17 protein-coding genes are annotated in these 18,890 nt (G+C 72.5%); 8 read left to right on the top strand and 9 right to left on the bottom strand.

Going from position 1 to position 18,890, the window contains the following annotated elements; genetic code table 11:
• Window positions 1-65: 65 nt before the first annotated feature.
• The 4 genes from recF to dnaA all read right to left on the bottom strand — a co-directional run bounded on the left by recF (window position 66) and on the right by dnaA (window position 5,456).
• Window positions 66-1,322, bottom strand: a complete 1,257-nt coding sequence (gene recF / locus N866_RS09510; protein ID WP_034225692.1) for a DNA replication/repair protein RecF — start codon at window positions 1,320-1,322, stop codon at window positions 66-68.
• 22 nt (window positions 1,323-1,344) lie between these two features.
• Complete coding sequence (gnd, locus tag N866_RS09515; protein WP_034225693.1) at window positions 1,345-2,238, bottom strand: phosphogluconate dehydrogenase (NAD(+)-dependent, decarboxylating); 894 nt, start codon at window positions 2,236-2,238, stop codon at window positions 1,345-1,347.
• 11 nt (window positions 2,239-2,249) lie between these two features.
• Window positions 2,250-3,380 carry a DNA polymerase III subunit beta gene (dnaN, locus tag N866_RS09520; protein ID WP_034225695.1) on the bottom strand — a complete coding sequence of 377 codons (1,131 nt, stop codon included), beginning with the start codon at window positions 3,378-3,380 and terminating at the stop codon, window positions 2,250-2,252.
• A 717-nt stretch (window positions 3,381-4,097) separates the two neighbouring features.
• On the bottom strand, window positions 4,098-5,456 hold the full coding sequence (gene dnaA, locus N866_RS09525; RefSeq protein ID WP_425393957.1) for a chromosomal replication initiator protein DnaA: 1,359 nt from the start codon (window positions 5,454-5,456) through the stop codon (window positions 4,098-4,100).
• A 593-nt stretch (window positions 5,457-6,049) separates the two neighbouring features.
• On the opposite strand from dnaA, the gene rpmH reads away from it, so the two are divergent.
• The 8 genes from rpmH (at window position 6,050) to N866_RS09565 (ending at window position 13,950) form a co-directional block, all read left to right on the top strand.
• Window positions 6,050-6,187 (top strand): 50S ribosomal protein L34, encoded by a 138-nt coding sequence (gene rpmH, locus N866_RS09530; protein WP_034225701.1) that lies wholly within the window; start codon window positions 6,050-6,052, stop codon window positions 6,185-6,187.
• Window positions 6,188-6,196: 9 nt separating this feature from the next.
• Window positions 6,197-6,568 carry a ribonuclease P protein component gene (gene rnpA, locus N866_RS09535; protein WP_034225702.1) on the top strand — a complete coding sequence of 124 codons (372 nt, stop codon included), beginning with the start codon at window positions 6,197-6,199 and terminating at the stop codon, window positions 6,566-6,568.
• Window positions 6,565-6,909 (top strand): membrane protein insertion efficiency factor YidD, encoded by a 345-nt coding sequence (yidD, locus tag N866_RS09540; RefSeq protein WP_425393956.1) that lies wholly within the window; start codon window positions 6,565-6,567, stop codon window positions 6,907-6,909. Before rnpA ends, yidD begins: the two co-directional genes overlap by 4 nt.
• A 13-nt stretch (window positions 6,910-6,922) precedes the next feature.
• Complete coding sequence (gene yidC / locus N866_RS09545) at window positions 6,923-8,116, top strand: membrane protein insertase YidC (protein WP_034225703.1); 1,194 nt, start codon at window positions 6,923-6,925, stop codon at window positions 8,114-8,116.
• A 68-nt stretch (window positions 8,117-8,184) separates the two neighbouring features.
• Window positions 8,185-8,703, top strand: a complete 519-nt coding sequence (locus N866_RS09550) for a Jag family protein (protein WP_034225704.1) — start codon at window positions 8,185-8,187, stop codon at window positions 8,701-8,703.
• A 66-nt stretch (window positions 8,704-8,769) separates the two neighbouring features.
• On the top strand, window positions 8,770-9,504 hold the full coding sequence (gene rsmG, locus N866_RS09555) for a 16S rRNA (guanine(527)-N(7))-methyltransferase RsmG (RefSeq protein WP_155855279.1): 735 nt from the start codon (window positions 8,770-8,772) through the stop codon (window positions 9,502-9,504).
• Between the two features lie 2,137 nt (window positions 9,505-11,641).
• Window positions 11,642-12,643: a ParA family protein gene (locus N866_RS09560; RefSeq protein WP_281173223.1), complete on the top strand. Its 1,002-nt coding sequence runs from the start codon at window positions 11,642-11,644 to the stop codon at window positions 12,641-12,643.
• Window positions 12,643-13,950, top strand: a complete 1,308-nt coding sequence (locus tag N866_RS09565; protein WP_034225705.1) for a ParB/RepB/Spo0J family partition protein — start codon at window positions 12,643-12,645, stop codon at window positions 13,948-13,950. Before N866_RS09560 ends, N866_RS09565 begins: the two co-directional genes overlap by 1 nt.
• Window positions 13,951-13,968: 18 nt before the next feature.
• On the opposite strand, the gene N866_RS09570 is transcribed toward N866_RS09565, so the two are convergent.
• The 5 genes from N866_RS09570 to N866_RS09590 all read right to left on the bottom strand — a co-directional run bounded on the left by N866_RS09570 (window position 13,969) and on the right by N866_RS09590 (window position 18,763).
• Window positions 13,969-14,928: a D-alanine--D-alanine ligase family protein gene (locus N866_RS09570; protein WP_034225707.1), complete on the bottom strand. Its 960-nt coding sequence runs from the start codon at window positions 14,926-14,928 to the stop codon at window positions 13,969-13,971.
• A gap of 11 nt (window positions 14,929-14,939) precedes the next feature.
• The gene (locus tag N866_RS09575; protein WP_081802511.1) at window positions 14,940-16,319 is read right to left on the bottom strand and encodes an aminotransferase-like domain-containing protein; all 1,380 of its coding nucleotides are present in this window, start codon (window positions 16,317-16,319) and stop codon (window positions 14,940-14,942) included.
• A 147-nt stretch (window positions 16,320-16,466) separates the two neighbouring features.
• Window positions 16,467-16,790: a thioredoxin gene (trxA, locus tag N866_RS09580; RefSeq protein ID WP_034225710.1), complete on the bottom strand. Its 324-nt coding sequence runs from the start codon at window positions 16,788-16,790 to the stop codon at window positions 16,467-16,469.
• Entirely contained in the window at window positions 16,787-17,791 is a 1,005-nt protein-coding gene (trxB, locus tag N866_RS09585; RefSeq protein WP_245612493.1) for a thioredoxin-disulfide reductase, read from the bottom strand. The genes trxA and trxB overlap by 4 nt, the downstream gene beginning before the upstream one ends.
• A gap of 267 nt (window positions 17,792-18,058) precedes the next feature.
• A complete protein-coding gene (locus tag N866_RS09590; protein WP_034225712.1) occupies window positions 18,059-18,763 on the bottom strand; it encodes a hypothetical protein in 705 nt (234 codons plus the stop codon).
• Between the last annotated feature and the right edge of the window lie 127 nt (window positions 18,764-18,890).

Below are 18,890 nucleotides of genomic sequence, written 5' to 3' on the forward strand. Positions count from 1 at the left end.
CGCCCACCGGCCCGCGGCCGTCGTCCGGCCGGCCGGGGTCGGCGCCGGGGGCGCCCGGGCGCGGCTCAGCGGACACGCGTCACCTGCCCACCCATGACGTCCCACCGCGCGCCCTCCAGCTCCTCGGGCACGTCCTCGGCGACCGCCGCCGTGACGAGGACCTGCTCGGCGCGCGCCACGAGCCCCGCCAGGCGCCGACGACGACGCACGTCGAGCTCCGCGAACACGTCGTCGAGCACGAGGACCGGCTCGCTGCCCTCGTCCCACGAGGAGATCCCGGCCGCCGTGTCGTCGTCGGGTGTGCCGTGGGTGAGGAGCTGGTAGGAGCCGAGCCGCAGCGCCAGCGCGATCGACCAGGACTCCCCGTGGCTCGCGAAGCCCTTGGCCGGCAGCCCGCCCAGGCTGAGCAGGAGGTCGTCGCGGTGCGGCCCGACGAGGTTGACGCCCCGCTCGATCTCCTGCCGGCGCATGCGGCTCAGCGCCTCGAGCAGCTGCGCCTCGAGCAGGTCGGTCGAGGCGCCGCGGTGCGGGACCTCCGGGTCGCTGCGCGTCAGGGGACCGCCCGAGCGGGCGCGGTCGTCGTCGTCGACCGCGCTGCCCTCCAGCGAGGAGCGGTAGCCGATCACGGCGGCGCCCTGCCCCTCGGAGACCTGCTCGTAGGCGGCCGCCACGTGCGGGCGGAGCTGTTCCACCAGCCGCAGGCGCGCCGTCAGCACCTGGGCCCCGAGCTGCGCCAGCTTGGCGTCCCACACGTCGAGCGTCCGCAGGTCGGGCGCGTCGTCCTCCGCGGAGCGGGAGCGACCTCGCCGGGCCCCGCCGGCGGACTTCAGCAGCGCACCGCGCTGCCGCAGCGTGCGCTCGTAGTCCCCCAGCACCGCCGCCATGCGCGGGGCGACCTGCACGACCAGGTCGTCGAGGAACCGCCGTCGGCCGTCGGGGTCCCCCTTGACCAGCGCGAGGTCCTCGGGGGCGAAGAGGACGGTGCGCAGGATCCCCAGGACGTCGCGCGGGCGGCGGACCGGGGCCCGGTTCACCTGCGCACGGTTGGCCCGCCCCGGGTTGATCTCGAGCTCGACCAGGCTCGTGCGGTCACCCCGGACGGCCCGGAGGCGCACGACGGCGCGCGGGGCGCCGGCCCGGACCAGCGCGGCGTCGGTCGGGACGCGGTGGCTGCCGAGCGTGGCGACGTAGCCGACCGCCTCGACGAGGTTCGTCTTGCCCTGCCCGTTCGGCCCGACGAGCGCGCTCACGCCGGGCTCGAGGGTCAGGTCCACCTGCTCGTAGGACCGGAAGTCCGTGAGGGACAGGTGGCTGACGTACACGCTCGGCTCTCGCTGGGTCCGGTCAGGCGGGAGGCTGCGCGGCACGCACGGCGTGCCCGCCGAACTGCTGGCGCAGCGCGGCGACGGCCTTCATCGCCGGCGAGTCGACCTGCCGGGAGGAGAACCGCGCGAAGAGGGCGGCGGAGATGACCGGCAGGGGCACGGCCTGGTCGATCGCCTCGTCGACGGTCCACCGGCCCTCGCCGGAGTCCTCGACGAAGTCGTCGATGGTCGCGAGCTGCGGGTCCTGCTCGAGCGCCTCGACCAGGAGGTCCAGCAGCCAGGACCGCACGACGGTGCCCTGGGTCCAGGCCCGCAGCGTGCCCGTGACGTCGGTGACGATGTCCTGCGCGGTGAGGAGCTCGTAGCCCTCCGCGTAGGCCTGCATGAGGCCGTACTCGATGCCGTTGTGGACCATCTTCGCGTAGTGCCCTGCGCCGACGGACCCGGCGTGGACGAAGCCGTTGGCCCGCTCCCCGTCCGGGCGGAGCGCGTCGAAGACGGGCATGAGGGCGGCGACGTCGTCCTCGGTGCCGCCGGCCATGAGGCCGTAGCCGTTCGTCAGGCCCCACACCCCGCCCGAGACGCCGACGTCGACGTACCGGATGCCGCGCGCGGCGAGCAGCTCGGCGTGGGCGGCGTCGTCGGTGAAGTGGGAGTTGCCGCCCTCCACCACCAGGTCGCCCTCGCCGAGGAGGGTGGAGAGCTGCTCCACGACGCCCCGGGTGATCTCGCCCGACGGGACCATGACCCACACGACCCGCGGCGACGGCAGCGCGGCGACGAGCGCCTCGAGGCTGTCGACGTCGGACACCTCGGGGTTCCGGTCGTAGCCGGTGACCTCGATCCCGCGCTCGCGCATGCGGGCGCGCATGTTGGCGCCCATCCGGCCGAGTCCGACGAGTCCGAGGTGCATGGGCGGTCTCCCTACGAGGCGAAGCGGATGGGCACCAGCAGGTACCGGTACCTCTTGTCGTCCTCGCCCTCGAGCGAACCCTGGCCGGTGAACTCGACCGGCTTGTTCGGGTGCGTGAAGGACATCCGCACGAACTCGGTGTCCAGCGCACCCAGCCCGTCGAGCAGGAACTGCGGGTTGAACGCGACCGTGATGTCCTCACCGGTCAGCGCGGCCTCGAGAGCCTCGGACGCCTGAGCATCATCACCCTGGCCGGCGTCGAGCACCACCTGACCCTCGCTGAACGCGAGGCGGATCGGGGTGTTCCGCTCGGCGACGAGCGACACGCGCCGGGCGGCCTCGACGAGCACCTGCTTGGGGACCACCGCGTGGATCGGCGTCTCGTCCGGGAACAGGCGGCGGACGGCGGGGTACTCCCCGTCGACGAGGAGTGACGTGGTGTGCCGGCCCCCGGCCTCGAACCCGATGAGGTCCACGCCGGCGCCCGTGGACAGCGCCACGGCGACCCGGTCGGACCCGCCGAGGGATTTCGCCGCGTCGGACAGGGTGCGCGCCCGCACCAGCGCGGTCGCGGAGTAGTCCGGCGACGACGGCGTCCAGGTCAGCTCGCGCAGCGCGAGGCGGTAGCGGTCGGTGGCGAGCATCGTGATGCGCTCGCCCTCGATCTCCAGGCGCACGCCGGTCAGCAGCGGCAGGGTGTCGTCCCGCGACGCCGCCACGGTGACCTGCCCGACGGCGGCCGTGAGCTCGTCACCGGCGATGCTGCCGACGACGTCCGGCATCGCCGGCAGGGCCGGGTAGTCCTCGACCGGCATCGTGAGCAGGGAGAACCGGCTGGCGCCGCAGGTGACCGTGACCTTGGTGCCCTCGAGCACCACGTCGACCGGCTTGGCGGGCAGCGCGCGGGAGATCTCGGCGAGCAGGCGGCCGGAGACCAGGACCGTGCCGGGCTCGGACACGTCCGCCGCGATCTCCGACCGCGCCGAGACCTCGTAGTCGAAGCTCGAGAGCTGGACGACGCCGCTCGCGTCGGCCTCGAGCCGGACGCCGGCGAGGACCGGGACCGGCGGCCGGGTCGGCAGCGAGCGAGCGGTCCAGGTGACCGCCTCTGCCAGCACGTCACGGTCGACCCTGAACCTCATCGCGCATCCTTCCGCCCGTCCGACCGCCCGCAGCGGGGCGGCCGTGCCGCGGGCGTCGTCGGCACGTGCGGTGCAGGTGCGGCCAGGACGTCGCCGCGGCCGCCGCCCGCCCGGCAGGTGGTGACCCCAGTGATCCGTGTGAACAGTACGCGAGAGCACCCACGCGCCGCGCCGGTGCTGACGTCGTCGTCGTGATCTCTCTCGGTGGGTCGACGGGACCGCGTTCGTGGGACCAGGCCCGTCGGTTCCTGTGCCGGGCGTCCCCGAGCCGTCCGGTGGGTCGGGTCGTCGTCGCCGCCCTCATGAAGGCGATGTGGATCGAGGAGGAAGAGATCTGTCGTCTTCGTCATCGGTCCTGTGGATCCTGTGGAGGACGGGTGTCCGCGCAGGTGGCGCCGCGGGGCGCGGTGTGGACGCGCTGTCGACGGTGCTGTCGACGGTGACGTGCCGCGGTGGACGACGACGCCCCGTCCACCGGTCGTCCCCAGGAACCACAGGTGACGTCCACATGAACGCAGCGCGTCGTCCACCGGCTTCCACAGCTCTTTCCACAGGTGTGCACAGCAGGGCGAACGTCCCTGTTGTGGTCCGCGGGCGCCGTCGAGGGGGCCTGCATCGGAGCCCGGCGGGGTCCGGGCCCGCGGCGGACGGCGTCGGACGCCCCTCGTGGGGCGGAGGCCCGGGTCACCCGGACGGAGCAGCGTGGGGACGGCGCGGTCAGCCGCGGTGCTGCTGCTTGATGCGGTTGGTCAGCTCCGTGACCTGGTTGTAGATGGAGCGGCGCTCCGCCATGAGCTCGCGGATCTTGCGGTTGGCGTGCATGACGGTGGTGTGGTCACGCCCGCCGAACTGCTGCCCGATCTTCGGCAGGCTCATCTCCGTCAGCTCACGGCAGAGGTACATCGCGATCTGCCGTGCGGTCACCAGCACGCGGGAGCGGGACGAGCCGCACAGGTCGTCGATCGTGAGACCGAAGTAGTTGGCCGTCTGCGCGATGATCGCGGCCGCCGTGATCTCCGCCGTGTCGTCGTCGGTGATGAGGTCCTTGAGGACGATCTCCGCCAGCGCCAGGTCCACGCTCTGCCGGTTGAGGTTCGCGAAGGCCGTGACGCGGATGAGCGCGCCCTCGAGCTCGCGGATGTTGGTGGAGATCTTCGACGCGATGTACTCGAGCACCTCGTCCGGCGCCTGGAGCCGCTCGTTGGCGGCCTTCTTGCGCAGGATCGCGATGCGGGTCTCGAGGTCAGGCGGCTGGACGTCGGTGATAAGGCCCCACTCGAAGCGGGAGCGCATCCGGTCCTCGAACCCGTTGAGCTGCTTGGGCGGCAGGTCGGACGTGATGACGACCTGCTTGTTCGCGTTGTGCAGGGTGTTGAACGTGTGGAAGAACTCCTCCATCGTCTGTTCCTTGCCCTGCAGGAACTGGATGTCGTCGACGAGCAGGACGTCCACCTCGCGGTAGCGGCGCTGGAACGCACCGGCCTTGCCCTCACCGATGGAGTTGATGAAGTCGTTGGTGAACTCCTCCGAGTTCACGTACCTGACCCGCACCCCGGAGTACAGCGACTGGGCGTAGTGGCCGATCGCGTGGAGGAGGTGCGTCTTGCCCAGCCCGGAGTCGCCGTAGATGAACAGCGGGTTGTAGGCCTTGGCGGGCGCCTCGGCCACCGCGACGGCCGCGGCGTGTGCGAAGCGGTTCGAGGAACCGATGACGAAGGTCTCGAAGAGGTACTTCGGGTTGAGGCGGGCCGGCTCGACCTGGGCCGGCTGCCCGGTCCGACGACGTCCGGCGTAGGCCCTGTCGTCGAAGCGGCCGAGGTCGTCCTCCACCGCGCGCAGGACGCGGGCGTCGTCGTCGGCGTCGTCGAGGGGCTGCTCGGTGACGGCGTCGCTACCGACCGTGGTGGCGGGCGGGTCGTCGTCGAGGGCCGGGTCGACCATCACCGCGAAGCGGGCGTCGACGCCGAGCGAGCGGCTCAGGGCCCGGGTGAGCTCGCCGCGCGCGCGGGTCTCCAGGTACTCCTTGGTGAAGTCGTTCCCGACGCCGAGGAGGACCGTGCCGTCGAGCAGGCCCATCGGCCGGGCCAGGCGGATGAAGGCGAGCTGCTGCTGGCTGGCGAGGCCGTCGCCTGCGAGGTGGTCCACGGCGCGGGTCCACACCTCGTCGATCGAGTCGTCCTGACCTGCCACCTAGCTGACTCCCCGATGCGCGATGCGTGCTCACTCAGTCCGTTCGGCGAGGTGCGGCGACGTGGGCGTCGGGGCGGTGCCGAGGGTCGCAGTCTGGCACGGTCGCCCATGATCCACACAGTTCTCCACAGCCTGTGTGCATCCGGGGCGCCGCGCTGCGCCGCAAACGACAGTCATCCTGCCCGGCGTGTCGGGGGCCTCGCCATAGGCCGTTCGGGTCATGCTGGTGGGTCGCCCTGCGGACGTCGCCCGGGACGGTCCCCGTCCTCGCGTGACCGGTCCCGGGTTTGACCCTGCGCACGACGCCGCGTACCGTGACACAGCCGTTCTTCGCGGCTCCTTCTGCCTGCGCTCGCCCGCGTGGTCGCCGCCTGCCTGTCGGGCCGACCGTACCGGCGGCGCCCGGGCGGCGCGGGGCGCGGGGACGCCCTCGATGTCCGTCCTCGCGACGGTGACGTGAACGAACCTTGGAGTCTGACGTGTCGAAGCGCACCTTCCAGCCGAACAACCGGCGCCGGGCCAAGACCCACGGCTTCCGCCTGCGCATGCGCACGCGTGCGGGCCGGGCGATCCTGGCCGCGCGTCGCCGCAAGGGTCGCACCGAGCTCTCCGCCTGAGCCACCCCGGTGCTGCCCGCCGCACTACGGATGCGTCGGTCCGAGGAGTACGCACGGACCATCCGTACCGGCGCGCGGGCAGGTCGGGGCACGCTCGTCGTGCACTGCGCTGTCGACAGCCCGCACCCGGAGCCGCACATCGGCTTCGTGGTGTCGAAGGGCGTCGGCGGCGCAGTCGTGCGTAACCGGGTGCGTCGGCGTCTGCGGGGTGCGGTGATCGCGCAGCAGGACCAGATCCCGGCCGGCACCGACGTCGTGGTGCGTGCGCTCCCGCCCTCGGCGTCGGCGACCTACGCCGACCTGAGCGACGACCTCCGTTCCGCCCTGGGCAGCGCGCTGCGCCGCGCGGGCCGGAAGGCGACGACGGGTGGCCGGCCGTGACCGCGCACGAGGGTCTGCACGACGAGGGTGTGCTGGTCCGCGGTCTCCGGCTCGTGCGTCGTGCCCCGCAGCTGCTGCTCCTGGGGCTGCTGTGGGTGTACCGGAACTTCGTGTCGCCGCTCACCGGGCCGACGTGCCGGTACTACCCGAGCTGCTCGAGCTACGCGGTGCTGGCGGTCCAGCGTCATGGCGCCCTCCGCGGCTCCTGGCTCGCGGTGCGCCGCCTCGGCCGGTGCCACCCCTGGGCGGCCGGCGGCGTCGACGACGTCCCGCCCGTGCGTGACCGTGCCCCGCACCTGACGACCTCCGCCCGGCACCCCGGGCACGTCCACACCCGCTGAGGAGCACCACCTGATGTCGATCGACAGCGTCTTCTACCCGCTCAAGTGGGTCGTCGCGTGGATCATGTACGGCTTCCACGAGCTCCTCACCACCTTGGGTCTGCCGTCCGAGTCCGGTGCGGCCTGGGTGGGGTCGATCGTCGGCCTCGTCGTCGTCATCCGGATCCTGCTCATCCCGCTCTTCGTCAAGCAGATCAAGGCCTCCCGCGGCATGCAGCTGGTGGCTCCGGAGCTGCAGAAGGTGCAGAAGAAGTACAAGGGGAAGACCGACCCTGCGTCCCGTGAGGCGATGACCCGCGAGACGATGGAGCTGTACAAGAAGCACGGCACGAACCCGTTCGCGTCCTGCCTGCCGATCCTGGCCCAGTCCCCCATCTTCTTCGCGCTGTTCCGCGTTCTGTACACGCTCCCCAACGTCGCCAACGGCACGTACCAGGGTGGCGCGCGGGACTCGATCGGCCCGATCGACCAGCAGCTGGCGCAGGAGGCGGAGAGCGCCACGATCTTCGGCGCCCGGATCTCCGAGACGTTCCTCGGGTCCGACGACGTCAGCGTCAAGATCGTGACCGTCCTGCTCATCGTCGCGATGTCCGCGACCACCTTCTTCACGCAGAAGCAGCTGACGCAGAAGAACATGCCGGCGTCGGCGCTGCAGGGCCCGATGGCGCAGCAGCAGAAGATGCTCCTGTACCTGCTGCCCCTGGTCTTCGCTATCTCCGGCGTGAACTTCCCGATCGGTGTGCTCGTCTACTGGACCACGACCAACCTCTGGTCCATGGGGCAGCAGTTCTACGTCATCCGCAACAACCCGACGCCGGGGTCGGAGGCGGAGCGGAACCTCAAGGAGCGTCGGGCGAAGAAGGCCGCGCGCCGGGGCGAGGTCCTCGAGACCGAGGCACCCGCCGTGGTCGAGGTCCGTCCCAAGGGCCAGCGGCAGCAGCCGAAGCGCAAGGACCGTGCGAAGGCGGCCACCCCGCGGCCGACGGCGACCGGACCGACCCCGCAGGCCGAGCCGGCCGGTCACGGCGAGCCGCCTGCTCAGAGCGATGCTGCGACATCCTCGTCCGCGCCCGGCGAGGGCGACGGCGGAGCCGCGCCCGGCGCTGCGGCCGCAGGCCCGACGGCGTCGGGCTCGACCGCCGGCGGAGCCACCGGCGGGAGCGGGAAGAAGAAGCCTCGAGGGACCGGTTCCGGCGCCCCGCGCTGACCGCCTCACCCATCCGAACGGGCGGGTGCCTCACGGGGCGCCGCCGGACCACAGGACAGGAGATCACCATGAGTGACGCACCCGAGGTTCAGGACGAGACCGGTGACACGACAGACATCCGGCGCCTCGAGGAGGAGGGCGAGATCGCGGCCGACTACCTCGAGGAGCTGCTCGACATCGCCGACGTCGACGGAGACATCGACATCGATGTCGACCACGGGCGCGCCGCGGTCGAGATCGTGGCCGAGAGCGGGTCGGAGCGCGGGCTGCGGCGGCTCGTCGGCACGGACGGCGAGGTGCTGGACGCGCTCCAGGAGCTGACGCGCCTGGCCGTGCAGGCGAAGACGGGCGAGCGCAGCCGGCTCATGCTGGACATCGCCGGGTTCCGCGCGGGACGTCGGGCCGAGCTCGCCGAGGTGGCGCGGACGGCGATCGCCGAGGTGCGTTCCACCGGGACCGCGGTGGCACTCGAGCCGATGAACCCGTTCGAGCGCAAGGTCGTGCACGACGTCGTGGCAGCGGCAGGTCTCGTCAGCGACAGCGAGGGCGTCGAGCCCGCACGACACGTCGTCGTCCGCCCGTCCTGAGCGGGTGACCGGGGTGGCGCTCTCGGGGGTGGAGGCGCGCGTGCGGTGCCAAGGGTCCCTGCTTCCGTGAGCGACCACGGAGTCGAACCGGACGGTCTGGGTGCGGGTACGGCATCGGTCCGTGAGCTCCTGGGCCCGGGTCTTCCGGCTGTCGAGCGGTTCGCCGAGGCGCTGACGCAGGAGGGTGTCCTCCGCGGGCTGGTGGGTCCGCGGGAGGTCCCTCGGCTGTGGGAGCGTCACATCCTCAACTCCGCGGCGGTGGCGCCGTTCCTGCCGAGCGCCGGGACGGTCGTGGACCTCGGCAGCGGCGCGGGCCTCCCGGGTGTGGTGCTCGCCTGCCTTCGTCCGGACCTGGACTTCGTGCTCGTGGAGCCGATGCTCCGGCGGACGACGTGGCTCGACGAGGTGGTCGACGGGATCGGGCTGGAGAACGTGACGGTCCGGCGCGCGCGTGCGGAGGAGCTCGTCGGTGAGCTCCTCGTCGAGGCGGTCACGGCGCGGGCGGTCGCTCCTCTCGACCGGCTCGCGGGGTGGGCGCTGCCTCTGTGCCGGGTCGGTGGGTCTCTGCTCGCGCTCAAGGGTGGACGCGCGCAGGAGGAGCTGGACGCGGCACGGCCCGCACTGGCCTCCCTGGGCGGTGATGCCGGCGAGGTGCTCACGGCGTCGACGGTCCCGGAGGTGGAGTCGACCGCTGTGGTGCGGGTGACGAAGGTCGCGGACAGTGCGGTCGCGTCGTCGGGTGCTCGGGAGACGCGTACACGGTCCGGTGCCGGGTCGTCGGGTCGGCGACGTCGCCGCTGAGCCGAGGTCGCCTCCGCCCCGCAGTTTCGTTCCACGTGAGCGCTTCGACCAGGCCGTGCGGCGCCGTGGCGCGGTTCCACGTGAAACGTCCCCGCTCGACCAGACCGCGTGGGACCGTGGGGTGGTTCCACGTGAAACGTCGGCGTAGAGCGTGGTGATCTCGCCCTGTCGCCGGCGCCGCTCTGGGGACGGTGGCGAAGTGAACGGCGCACGAGCGGGTCCAACTACCCGATCTGTGCCTGGACAGGGCTTCCGATGGCCGGCGGCTCGTGGGTGCCTGATGGCCGACAGCCCGAGTGGACTTCGGTTCTTGGGGGTCCGGGGCGACCACGCCTCGGTGCTCGCGGCTTCCGTACACGGACCAGGCCGTCGCGTCTCGGACACCGGAGCGGGACGAAAGCTCCTGGTACGCAGCCCTGCGGCGGCGATTCGTCAAAGTGCGACGGAATCCGTCAGCCAAGGCCCACACCCGTGATGACTTTTCTGTGGCGAAGAGGGTCCGGGGCGGAGAGGCTCCAGCTGCCGATGGGGAAGCAGAGGAGGGAGGGCGGTCGGACACCCCCAGAAAGGATCGACCACCGGAACACGGCGCCATGCGGAGCGATGGCTTCCGATAGTCCGGCTGTCGACCGCTGAGTCGCGAAGACGGACCAGTTCCACGTGAAACATTCCGTTCGAGGAGCACGTCTGGGGATGTGCGGCCCGTGCCCGGGCTGCGGCTGCTCTGGCGCTGGACCGGGCTGTTGCTCCACGCCTTACCGCCCATGGCTACACACCGGACCTGGTCCGCTCCACGTCTGCCCGGCCTGCCCCCACACCGGACCCGGCCTGCCCGCACACCGGACCCGGCCCGCCTCCGGCTCCGGCCTGCCTCCGGACCCGGCATGATCTACCTCTGACCCGGCTGCCCGCACACCGGACCCGGCCGCCTCTGGCCCCGGCCTGCTTCACGTGGCCTGGTCTGCTCCGCGCGGGCCCGGCCCACCGTCAGTCGTTTCACGTGAAACGGGCTGTCGGTGTGCTGTGTGGTCGAGGGCGGGGAGGGCTAGTGAAGTTGCTCAGCGCTGGCGGATACCAGGCCGGAGCGACTGAGAACCCATTCCCCGCCGACCCGGGCTCCAGCTCCGGACCGAGGGCCCAGAGAGGGAGGGCCAATGTGCGGCAGCTGCACGGGTCGCTGTACCGCGGTAGGTCATCCGGATCGGGCGGCTTCGAGCGGTCGCCTACGCCTGCAGCAGATCCGTTTCACGTGAAAGGGCGCGCCGGGCCCGCTGCGCGTCCCGGGGCGGCCTCTCGCTGGTCGCTCTATCGACGGCTCAGTCCTGGAGCTCATCGACGCCGCTTGCGACTCGGTGGGCTCCAACGTCCACCGCGCTACCCCCGCCGCCTCCGGTTGCCGATGACCGCCGGGGCGGGCGGGTACTGCGAGGCACGAGCCTGGCCAGTCCGCGGGTGGCTGTCGTGGAGACCGACTGAGGTGACCCGTCGCGGCGTCCCGCGAGGCGTCGAGACCTCGTCTCGATGGACGTCTTCGGAGCTCAGCTGCCCGCCCGAGGTGGGGGTCATGAGGAAGGAGTTGCGGGTGACGGGCGGCACGCGGCCGACGCGGTCGGAGCGCCCGATGTTTCACGTGGAACCTCTCGTCGACGGCGAGGGGAGGTGTCATGCACCCGGGCACGGGCGCCGGTCGGTCGGCGCATGCTCAAAAGAGTTCATGGGGCCACGTGTGCTCGACAGAGCAGCCATGTGTGCGGACTCTGGTCCTCGTCAGTCGTCTGGCGGCACGTCGACGTCCCTCCAGGCCGAAGACAGTGCCCGCTCATTGGCTCACCCCGAACTTCACGCGCCGCAATCGACTCTGGACGGCCCTCGCCACGGGACACCCCCGGCGCGGCACCGGCACGGTCGCGGTTCTCACACCAGTTCTCTCAGCGCAGGACACTCCCGTTCCACGTGAAACATGACCGCGCCGCACGACGGGTCCCAGAACCAGATGTCCGGCACGGGAGCCACCCTCTGAGGGGAGCGTCCTAGGCGGGAGAACGACAACCACACATGTTTCACGTGGAACGGGGGATGGCGATGCGTGTCGGTGCTTGATGGCAGGATGTACCCACTCGGACGAACGGGAGACGTAGTGGATCACGACGCCACCGGGAGCGTTCCACGTGGAACGACGGCGTCGCTGTCGGACGACGAGCGGCGAGCACTCCTCATCGAGAGCCTTCCGACGGTTGACGACAGCACCCCTCTCGCCGCACAGCTCGCAGCCGACGCGCGCCGACGAATCGACCTCTCGGGCAGGCGCTTCGAGAAGCCGCCCAGCACCCGGGTCATCACGGTGGCCAACCAGAAGGGCGGGGTCGGCAAGACGACCACGACGGTCAACCTCGCGGCGGCCCTCGCGCAGGCCGGCCTCAACGTCCTCGTCGTCGACAACGACCCGCAGGGGAACGCCTCGACAGCACTCGGCATCGAGCACCGCGCCGGCACGCCGTCGGTCTACGAGGTGCTGGTCGAGGGGGAGGACCTGGCCGCTGTCATCCAGCCGTCCCCCGACATCGCGCGCCTGGAGTGCGCACCGGCGACCATCGACCTGTCCGGCGCCGAGATCGAGCTCGTCTCGATGGTGGCGCGCGAGGCGCGCCTGCGGAACGCGATCTCTGCGTACGTCGACCAGCGGGCCGAGCAGGGCAACCGCCTCGACTACGTGTTCATCGACTGCCCGCCCAGCCTAGGCCTCCTCACCGTGAACGCGTTCGTCGCCGCACGCGAGGTGCTGATCCCGATCCAGTGCGAGTACTACGCCCTGGAGGGCTTGAGCCAGCTCCTCAAGAACGTCCAGCTCATCAAGAACCACCTCAACCGCGAGCTGCACGTCTCGACGATCCTCCTCACGATGTACGACGCGCGGACGAACCTCGCGCAGCAGGTGGCCTCCGAGGTCAGGGAGCACTTCCCGGACCGGACGCTTCGCACCACCGTCCCGCGGTCGGTCCGCATCTCCGAGGCGCCGAGCCACGCGCAGACCGTCATGACGTACGACCCGGGCTCGAGCGGGGCGCTCGCCTACCTCGCGGCGGCGCGGGAGATCTCCGAACGAGCCCGACTCATGCAGCAGAACACCCAGGAGCACTGATGGCGGAGAAGCGACGGGGCCTCGGGCGCGGACTCGGGGCACTGATCCCCAGCGGCCCCTCGGGCAACGACCGACCGGTGGACGTCTTCTTCCCCGGGGGCACCACCACCGCCACCGCGTCGGTCGAGACCGCCTCGCCGACGAGCCCCGACGGCGAGGCCGCAGGGGGCGGACCGGCGGACGCGCCGACCTCAGCAGCCCCGGCAGCCCAGGCGTCCTCGGACGGGGGAGCTGCCCCGCGCGACCCCGCGCTGCCGGCAACCCCCGCGGACACGCGCGCCCGCGGCGCACTCCTCCGCGAGGCGCACGCGGAGACCGTCGCCCGGGACACCGACGGTGAGACCCCCGCCGAGGGCTCGGGCCCGTACGCCACATCGACGGAGCCGGCTGCCTCGGCCGACGCGGCGGGAGATGTGACGCGCCCGGCGACCCCCGGCGCGGACGGGCGGCCTGGCGACGACGGGACGTCCCTCGTACCCGTCCCGGGCGCCCACTTCGCGGAGATCCCGGTCGGGGACATCCGACCCAACCCCCGGCAGCCGCGCACCGTCTTCGACGAGGACGCCCTCGGCGAGCTGGTGAGCTCCATCCGCGAGATCGGCGTCCTCCAGCCGGTCGTGGTCCGACCGTTGACCGGCGACGACGACGGCCGGTACGAGCTCATCATGGGCGAGCGCCGCTGGCGCGCGACCCAGCAGGCCGGCCTGGTCACGATCCCGGCGATCGTGCGGGAGACGGAGGACCACGACCTCCTCCGGGACGCGCTGCTGGAGAACCTGCACCGGAGCCAGCTCAACGCGCTGGAGGAGGCGGCGGCCTACCAGCAGCTCCTCGACGACTTCGGCTGCACCCACGAGGAGCTCGCCACGCGGATCCACCGCTCGCGGCCGCAGATCTCCAACACCCTCCGACTCCTCCGTCTCCCTCCGCTGGTGCAGCGCCGGGTCGCGGCCGGCGTGCTGTCGGCGGGGCACGCCCGGGCCCTCCTGGGCCTGCCGGACTCCGCGGCGATGGAGCGCCTGGCGCAGCGGATCGTCGCCGAGGGGCTCTCGGTCCGGGCGACGGAGGAGATCGTCACCCTCGGTGGGGACCCGGAGCGCCCGGCACCCGTGCGCCGTCCGCGCGCCGGCGGCCGGAACGCCGCCCTCGACGACCTGGCAGGGCGGCTCTCGGATCGATTCGACACCCGGGTCCGGATCGCCCTCGGCAAGACCAAGGGGCGCCTCACCGTCGAGTTCGCCTCCGTCGACGACCTGAACCGCATCCTCACCACGCTGTCCCCGGAGGACCCGGGTCTGCTCCGCTGAGCAGACGCGCGGGTCGGCTCAGCCCTCGCCGGGAGACGTCGCGGCGGCCTCCACGATGGCCCGGTACAGCGCGCCGAGGTCCTGGCCGTCGGCGAGCGCCGCCTGCGGCAGCAGGGAGGTCTCCGTCATGCCGGGCGCGGAGTTGACGTCGATGAACTGCGGCACGCCGTCGGCGTCGATGATGAGGTCGGTGCGGGACAGGTGCCGCAGCCCGAGCGCCCGGTGCACGGCGACCGCCGCATCGGCCACCCGCTGGGCGACGTCGGGCTCGAGGCGCGCCGGCGCGAAGTACTCCGTGCGGCCGGGGACGTAGCGCGCGTCGTAGTCGTACGGGCCCTCGGTGACGACCTCCACCGCCGGCAGCGCGCGCGGGCCGTCACCCGTGTCGACGACGCTCACCGCCACCTCGGTGCCCTGCACGGCCTGCTCCAGGAGCGCCGTGTCGCCGTACGCGAAGCAGCTGACCATCGCCCGCGGCAGGTCCTCGGCCGACCGGACGAGCGTGACCCCCAGGGCGGACCCGCCGCGCGAGGGCTTGACCGCCAGCGGTAGCCCGAGCGAGTCGAGCACGGTGCGCAGCACCTCGCCCGCGCCGAGCTCGCGGAACAGGGCCTGGGGCAGCGTCACGAACCGGGGCGTCGCGACGCCGGCCTGAGCGGCGAGCGTCTTCGCCACGGGCTTGCTCCAGGCGCACCGGCTCGCACGCGGCCCGGCCCCCACGTAGGGCAGCCCGAGCAGCTCCAGGACGTCCCGGACCGAGCCGTCCTCGCCCGTCGCGCCGTGCAGCAGCGGCCAGACGACGGCGGGACGGACCTCGCGCAGGGTGGGCAGCAGTCCGGCGTCGACGTCGTGCACGGTGACCTCGACGCCCGCGGCACGCAGCGACTCGGCCACGCGCCGTCCGCTGCGCAGCGAGACGTCGCGCTCGTGGGACAGGCCTCCGGCCAGGACCAGCACGTCGGGCGTCCGGTCGGACATCGACACTCCTCTCACGCCAGGTCCGGGCCGGGCGGCTCGACGATGCGCGCCTCGCGGCCCGCCGCGGTACCGAAGATCTCCACGAGCTCGCGCTCCGCCTCCACGACGCCCGCGAGGCGTCGCACGCCCTCCCGGATCCGCTCCGGCGTGGGGTAGCAGAAGGACAGTCGCATGTGGTCCGAGCCCTGGCCGTCGGCGTAGAAGGCCGTCCCGGAGACGTACGCGACCAGCGCGGTGATGGCGCGCGGCAGCATGGCCTGCGCGTCCAGCCCGTCGGGAAGGCGGACCCAGGTGTAGAAGCCGCCGTCGGGCACCGTCCAGGAGGCCTCGGGCATGTGCTCGCCCAGCGCACCGATCATGGCGTCGCGCCGCTCGCGGTACATCTCGCGGAAGGCCTTCACCTGGTTGCGCCAGTCGTGGTTCTCCAGGTAGCTCGAGATGGCGAGCTGGGAGGCGTTGGACGGGCAGAGGATCGCCGACTCGCTCGCCAGGACCAGCTTCTCCCGGACCGCGTGCGGCGCCACGGCCCAGCCGACGCGGTAGCCCGGCGCGAACGTCTTGGAGAAGGACCCGAGGTAGACGATGCCGTCCTCGTCCAGCGAGCGCATGGCGGGCAGGGGCTCGCCGGAGAAGCCGAGCAGCCCGTAGGGGTTGTCCTCCACGACCAGGACGCCGTGGCGCTGCGCGATCTCCAGCACCCGGGGACGGCGCTCGAGCGAGAGCGTCACCCCGGCGGGGTTGTGGAAGTTCGGCACGGTGTAGAGGAACTTGACCCTCCGGCCCGCCGCGGCGAGGCGGGTCAGGGTCTCGTCGAGGGCCTCCGGCACCAGCCCGTGCTCGTCCAGGGGGACGTGCACGACGTCCGCCTCGTACGCGCGGAACACCCCGAGCGCCCCCACGTAGCTCGGCGCCTCGGCGACGACGACGTCGCCCGGGTTGATGAAGAGCCGCGTCACCAGGTCCAGCGCTTGTTGAGAGCCGGTGGTGATGACGACGTCGTCCGGGTGCGCCTCGATCCCCTCGAGCCGCATGACCTCCAGCACCTGCTCACGCAGGCGCTCGTCGCCCTGGCCCGAGCCGTACTGGAGCGCCGTCGTCCCGCGGGTGGCGAGGAGCCGATGCGTCGTCTCGGCGATGGCGTCCATGGGCAGCCCCGCCAGGTTCGGCATGCCGCCGGCCAGCGAGACGACCTCCGGGCGGTTCGCGACCGCGAACAGAGCGCGGATCTCCGAGGCGCGCATGCCGTGCGTGCGGTCGGCGTAGGACCCGATCCACGAGTCGAGCCGGGTGCCCTGCGTGGGCCGGGAGCCCGTCGACGTGCGGGCCTGGGGAGCGGCGCTGCCGGGGGCAGGAGTCACCCGCCCCGTCGGCTCACCGTTGTCGGGAGTCATGCGCGGCAGTCTGCCACCTCCCTCCGGCGCGCCCCGGGTCCGCCCGCCGCTCGGTCGTCGCCCCGTCCTCACCAGGTCCGGTCGCCCGGGGACGACGACGGCCCCCGACCGGTGGGGTCGGGGGCCGTCGGGCTCGTCCGGTGCCGCTCAGGCCAGGACGGCGTCGATCTCCTGCGTCAGGGCGGGCTTGGGGCGGGCGCCGACGATCTGCTTCACCAGCTCGCCGTTGCGGTAGATGTTGAGCGTCGGGATGGACGTGATGCCGTACGCCGCGGTGGTCTGCGGGTTGGCGTCCGTGTCGAGCTTGGCGATCTTGACGCGGCCCTCGTAGGCGGTGGACAGCTCCTCGAGGATCGGGGCCACCTGGCGGCACGGGCCGCACCACGTGGCCCAGAAGTCCACGACGACCGGGATGTCCGACTGCAGCACCTCGGTCTGGAAGGTGGCGTCGGTGACGGCGACGGTGCTCACAGGGTCTCCTCGTTGGTCGGGGTCGGGGTCGGGGTCGGGGTGGTGCCGGTCGCGGCGTCCGCGAGGTCGGCGAGGAAGTGCTGGGCGTCCAGGGCGGCCGCGCAGCCGGTGCCGGCGGCCGTGATGGCCTGGCGGTAGACGTGGTCGACGAGGTCGCCGCACGCGAAGACGCCCTCGACCGAGGTCGCCGTGCCGCGGGCACCCTCACCGCCGACGAGGACGTAGCCGTTCTCGTCCACGGCCAGCTGGTCCTTGACCAGCTCCGACCGCGGGACGTGGCCGATGGCGACGAACATGCCCGTGACGTCGAGCCGGCGCTGCTCGCCGGTCACGGTGTCGGTGAGGGTCAGGCCGTCGAGCTTCGGGTCGCCGTGGATCTCGGTGACCGTGCTGTTCCAGGCGAACCGGATCTTCGGGTCGTTGTGGGCCCGGTCGGCCATGATCTTCGACGCCCGCAGCTCGCCGCGGCGGTGGACGATCGTGACGCTCCGCGCGAACCGCGTGAGGAACGTGGCCTCCTCGACGGCGGAGTCGCCGCCACCGATGACCGCGACGTCCTGGTCGCGGAAGAAGAACCCGTCGCACGTGGCGCACCAGGAGACGCCGTGCCCCGAGAGCTCCTTCTCGCGCGGCAGGCCGAGCTCGCGGTAGGCGGAGCCGGTCGCGAGGACGACGGCGCGGGCCCGGAGCACCTCACCGTTGCCGGTGCGGACGGTCTTCACCGGACCCGCCAGCTCGGCCACCGTGACGTCGTCGTAGCGGATGTCCGCGCCGAACCGCTCGGCCTGCTTGCGCATGTTCTCCATGAGGTCCGGCCCCATGATGCCGTCGACGAAGCCGGGGAAGTTCTCGACCTCGGTCGTGTTCATGAGGGCGCCCCCGGCGGTCACGGAGCCCGCGATGACGACGGGTGCCAGGCCTGCACGCGCGGCGTAGACCGCGGCGGTGTAGCCGGCCGGGCCGGACCCGATGATGACGACCTCGTGGACGGTGTCGGTCACGCTGACTTCCTTCGTTCGTGGGTGGTGCAGCACGTGTGGACGCGGCCGGGCCTCCGCCGCGGGCTCCCGCGGCCGCTGGGCCACCCGGGTCCGGACGTCACTGCGCTTCCGAGAGCCAGGAACCGATCCTAGGCGGGATCTGTTCCGTGGCCGTCGTCCCTGCTGTCCTGCGGTGCGCTGCACGGACCGGTGTTCATCGGGCCGTCACCGCGTGGCCACGCCGCGGACGCAGGCGCGTCGGGACCGCCCGGTCGGCACAGCCCTGCGTCAGCCGGCGGCCGGGCCGTTCAGGACGACCTCGTTGATCACCACACGGTTGCGGCCGTCGACGTCCTGGGGCAGCCGGGGGAACCACAGGACGATGTGGGCCGCCTCGACGGGCTCCGGGAAGGTCAGCACCGTCTCCGGCGAGAGGGGTCCGGAGGCGAGGACCTCGCCGGTCGTCGGGGTGCTCGGGTCCGTGGCCCGGACCTCCACCAGACCGCCGGTCACCGGGGTCTGGATCGTCACCGACGCGACGGCGGTCGGCTCCGCGAGCGTCACCGCGTACCCGATCCCGGGCTTCATCCCGTACTCCGGGTTCGCGTACCAGCGGGAGAACCAGAAGGTGCTGGGGTCCCCGTCGAACCCGAAGGGCACGGCCTCGGGGTGCTCGTTGTCGTCCCCCATGGGCGGCGGGTCCACCTGGACGGCGGACGCGATGCGCGGCGCCACCGGGGCGGCCGCGCCGTCGTCGGAGCCCTCCGTCGCGCCGTCCTCACCGGCCGCCGCACCCTCCTCCGGCGGCGCCTCGCCGTCGGCGGGCGTCTCGACGAGGTCGATGACCTGGCCGCCACCGATCGGCGGCACCGGGGAGGTGATCGTGCGCCAGGCGGCGAAGAGCCCGACGATCACCGCGACCAGCAGCAGACCCAGCACCCACGGGGTGGGGTCGAAGGCGAGGCGGGGGTCGCGCCGCGTCTCGACGGGCACCTCCTCCAGCCGGTCCGTTCCCCGGCCGGGGCCAGCAGGCCGTCCGGCGGGTCGTCCGGCGGGCCGCGCGCCGGCGCCACCCCGGGGAACGGCGGCGGGGGCGGCTGCAGGAAGGGCGGCGGTGGCG

It is taken from the genome of Actinotalea ferrariae CF5-4, from assembly GCF_000603945.1.
GTDB lineage: Bacteria > Actinomycetota > Actinomycetes > Actinomycetales > Cellulomonadaceae > Actinotalea > Actinotalea ferrariae.

Bases quoted from the DNA above. Each gene is read 5' to 3' on its own strand.
- gnd (WP_034225693.1), bottom strand. From the start codon at position 2,238: ATGCACCTCGGACTCGTCGGACTCGGCCGGATGGGCGCCAACATGCGC.
- dnaN (WP_034225695.1), bottom strand. From the start codon at position 3,380: ATGAGGTTCAGGGTCGACCGTGACGTGCTGGCAGAGGCGGTCACCTGG.
- dnaA (WP_425393957.1), bottom strand. From the start codon at position 5,456: ATGGGCCTGCTCGACGGCACGGTCCTCCTCGGCGTCGGGAACGACTTC.
- yidC (WP_034225703.1), top strand. From the start codon at position 6,923: ATGTCGATCGACAGCGTCTTCTACCCGCTCAAGTGGGTCGTCGCGTGG.
- N866_RS09550 (WP_034225704.1), top strand. From the start codon at position 8,185: ATGAGTGACGCACCCGAGGTTCAGGACGAGACCGGTGACACGACAGAC.
- N866_RS09565 (WP_034225705.1), top strand. From the start codon at position 12,643: ATGGCGGAGAAGCGACGGGGCCTCGGGCGCGGACTCGGGGCACTGATC.
- N866_RS09570 (WP_034225707.1), bottom strand. From the start codon at position 14,928: ATGTCCGACCGGACGCCCGACGTGCTGGTCCTGGCCGGAGGCCTGTCC.
- N866_RS09575 (WP_081802511.1), bottom strand. From the start codon at position 16,319: ATGACTCCCGACAACGGTGAGCCGACGGGGCGGGTGACTCCTGCCCCC.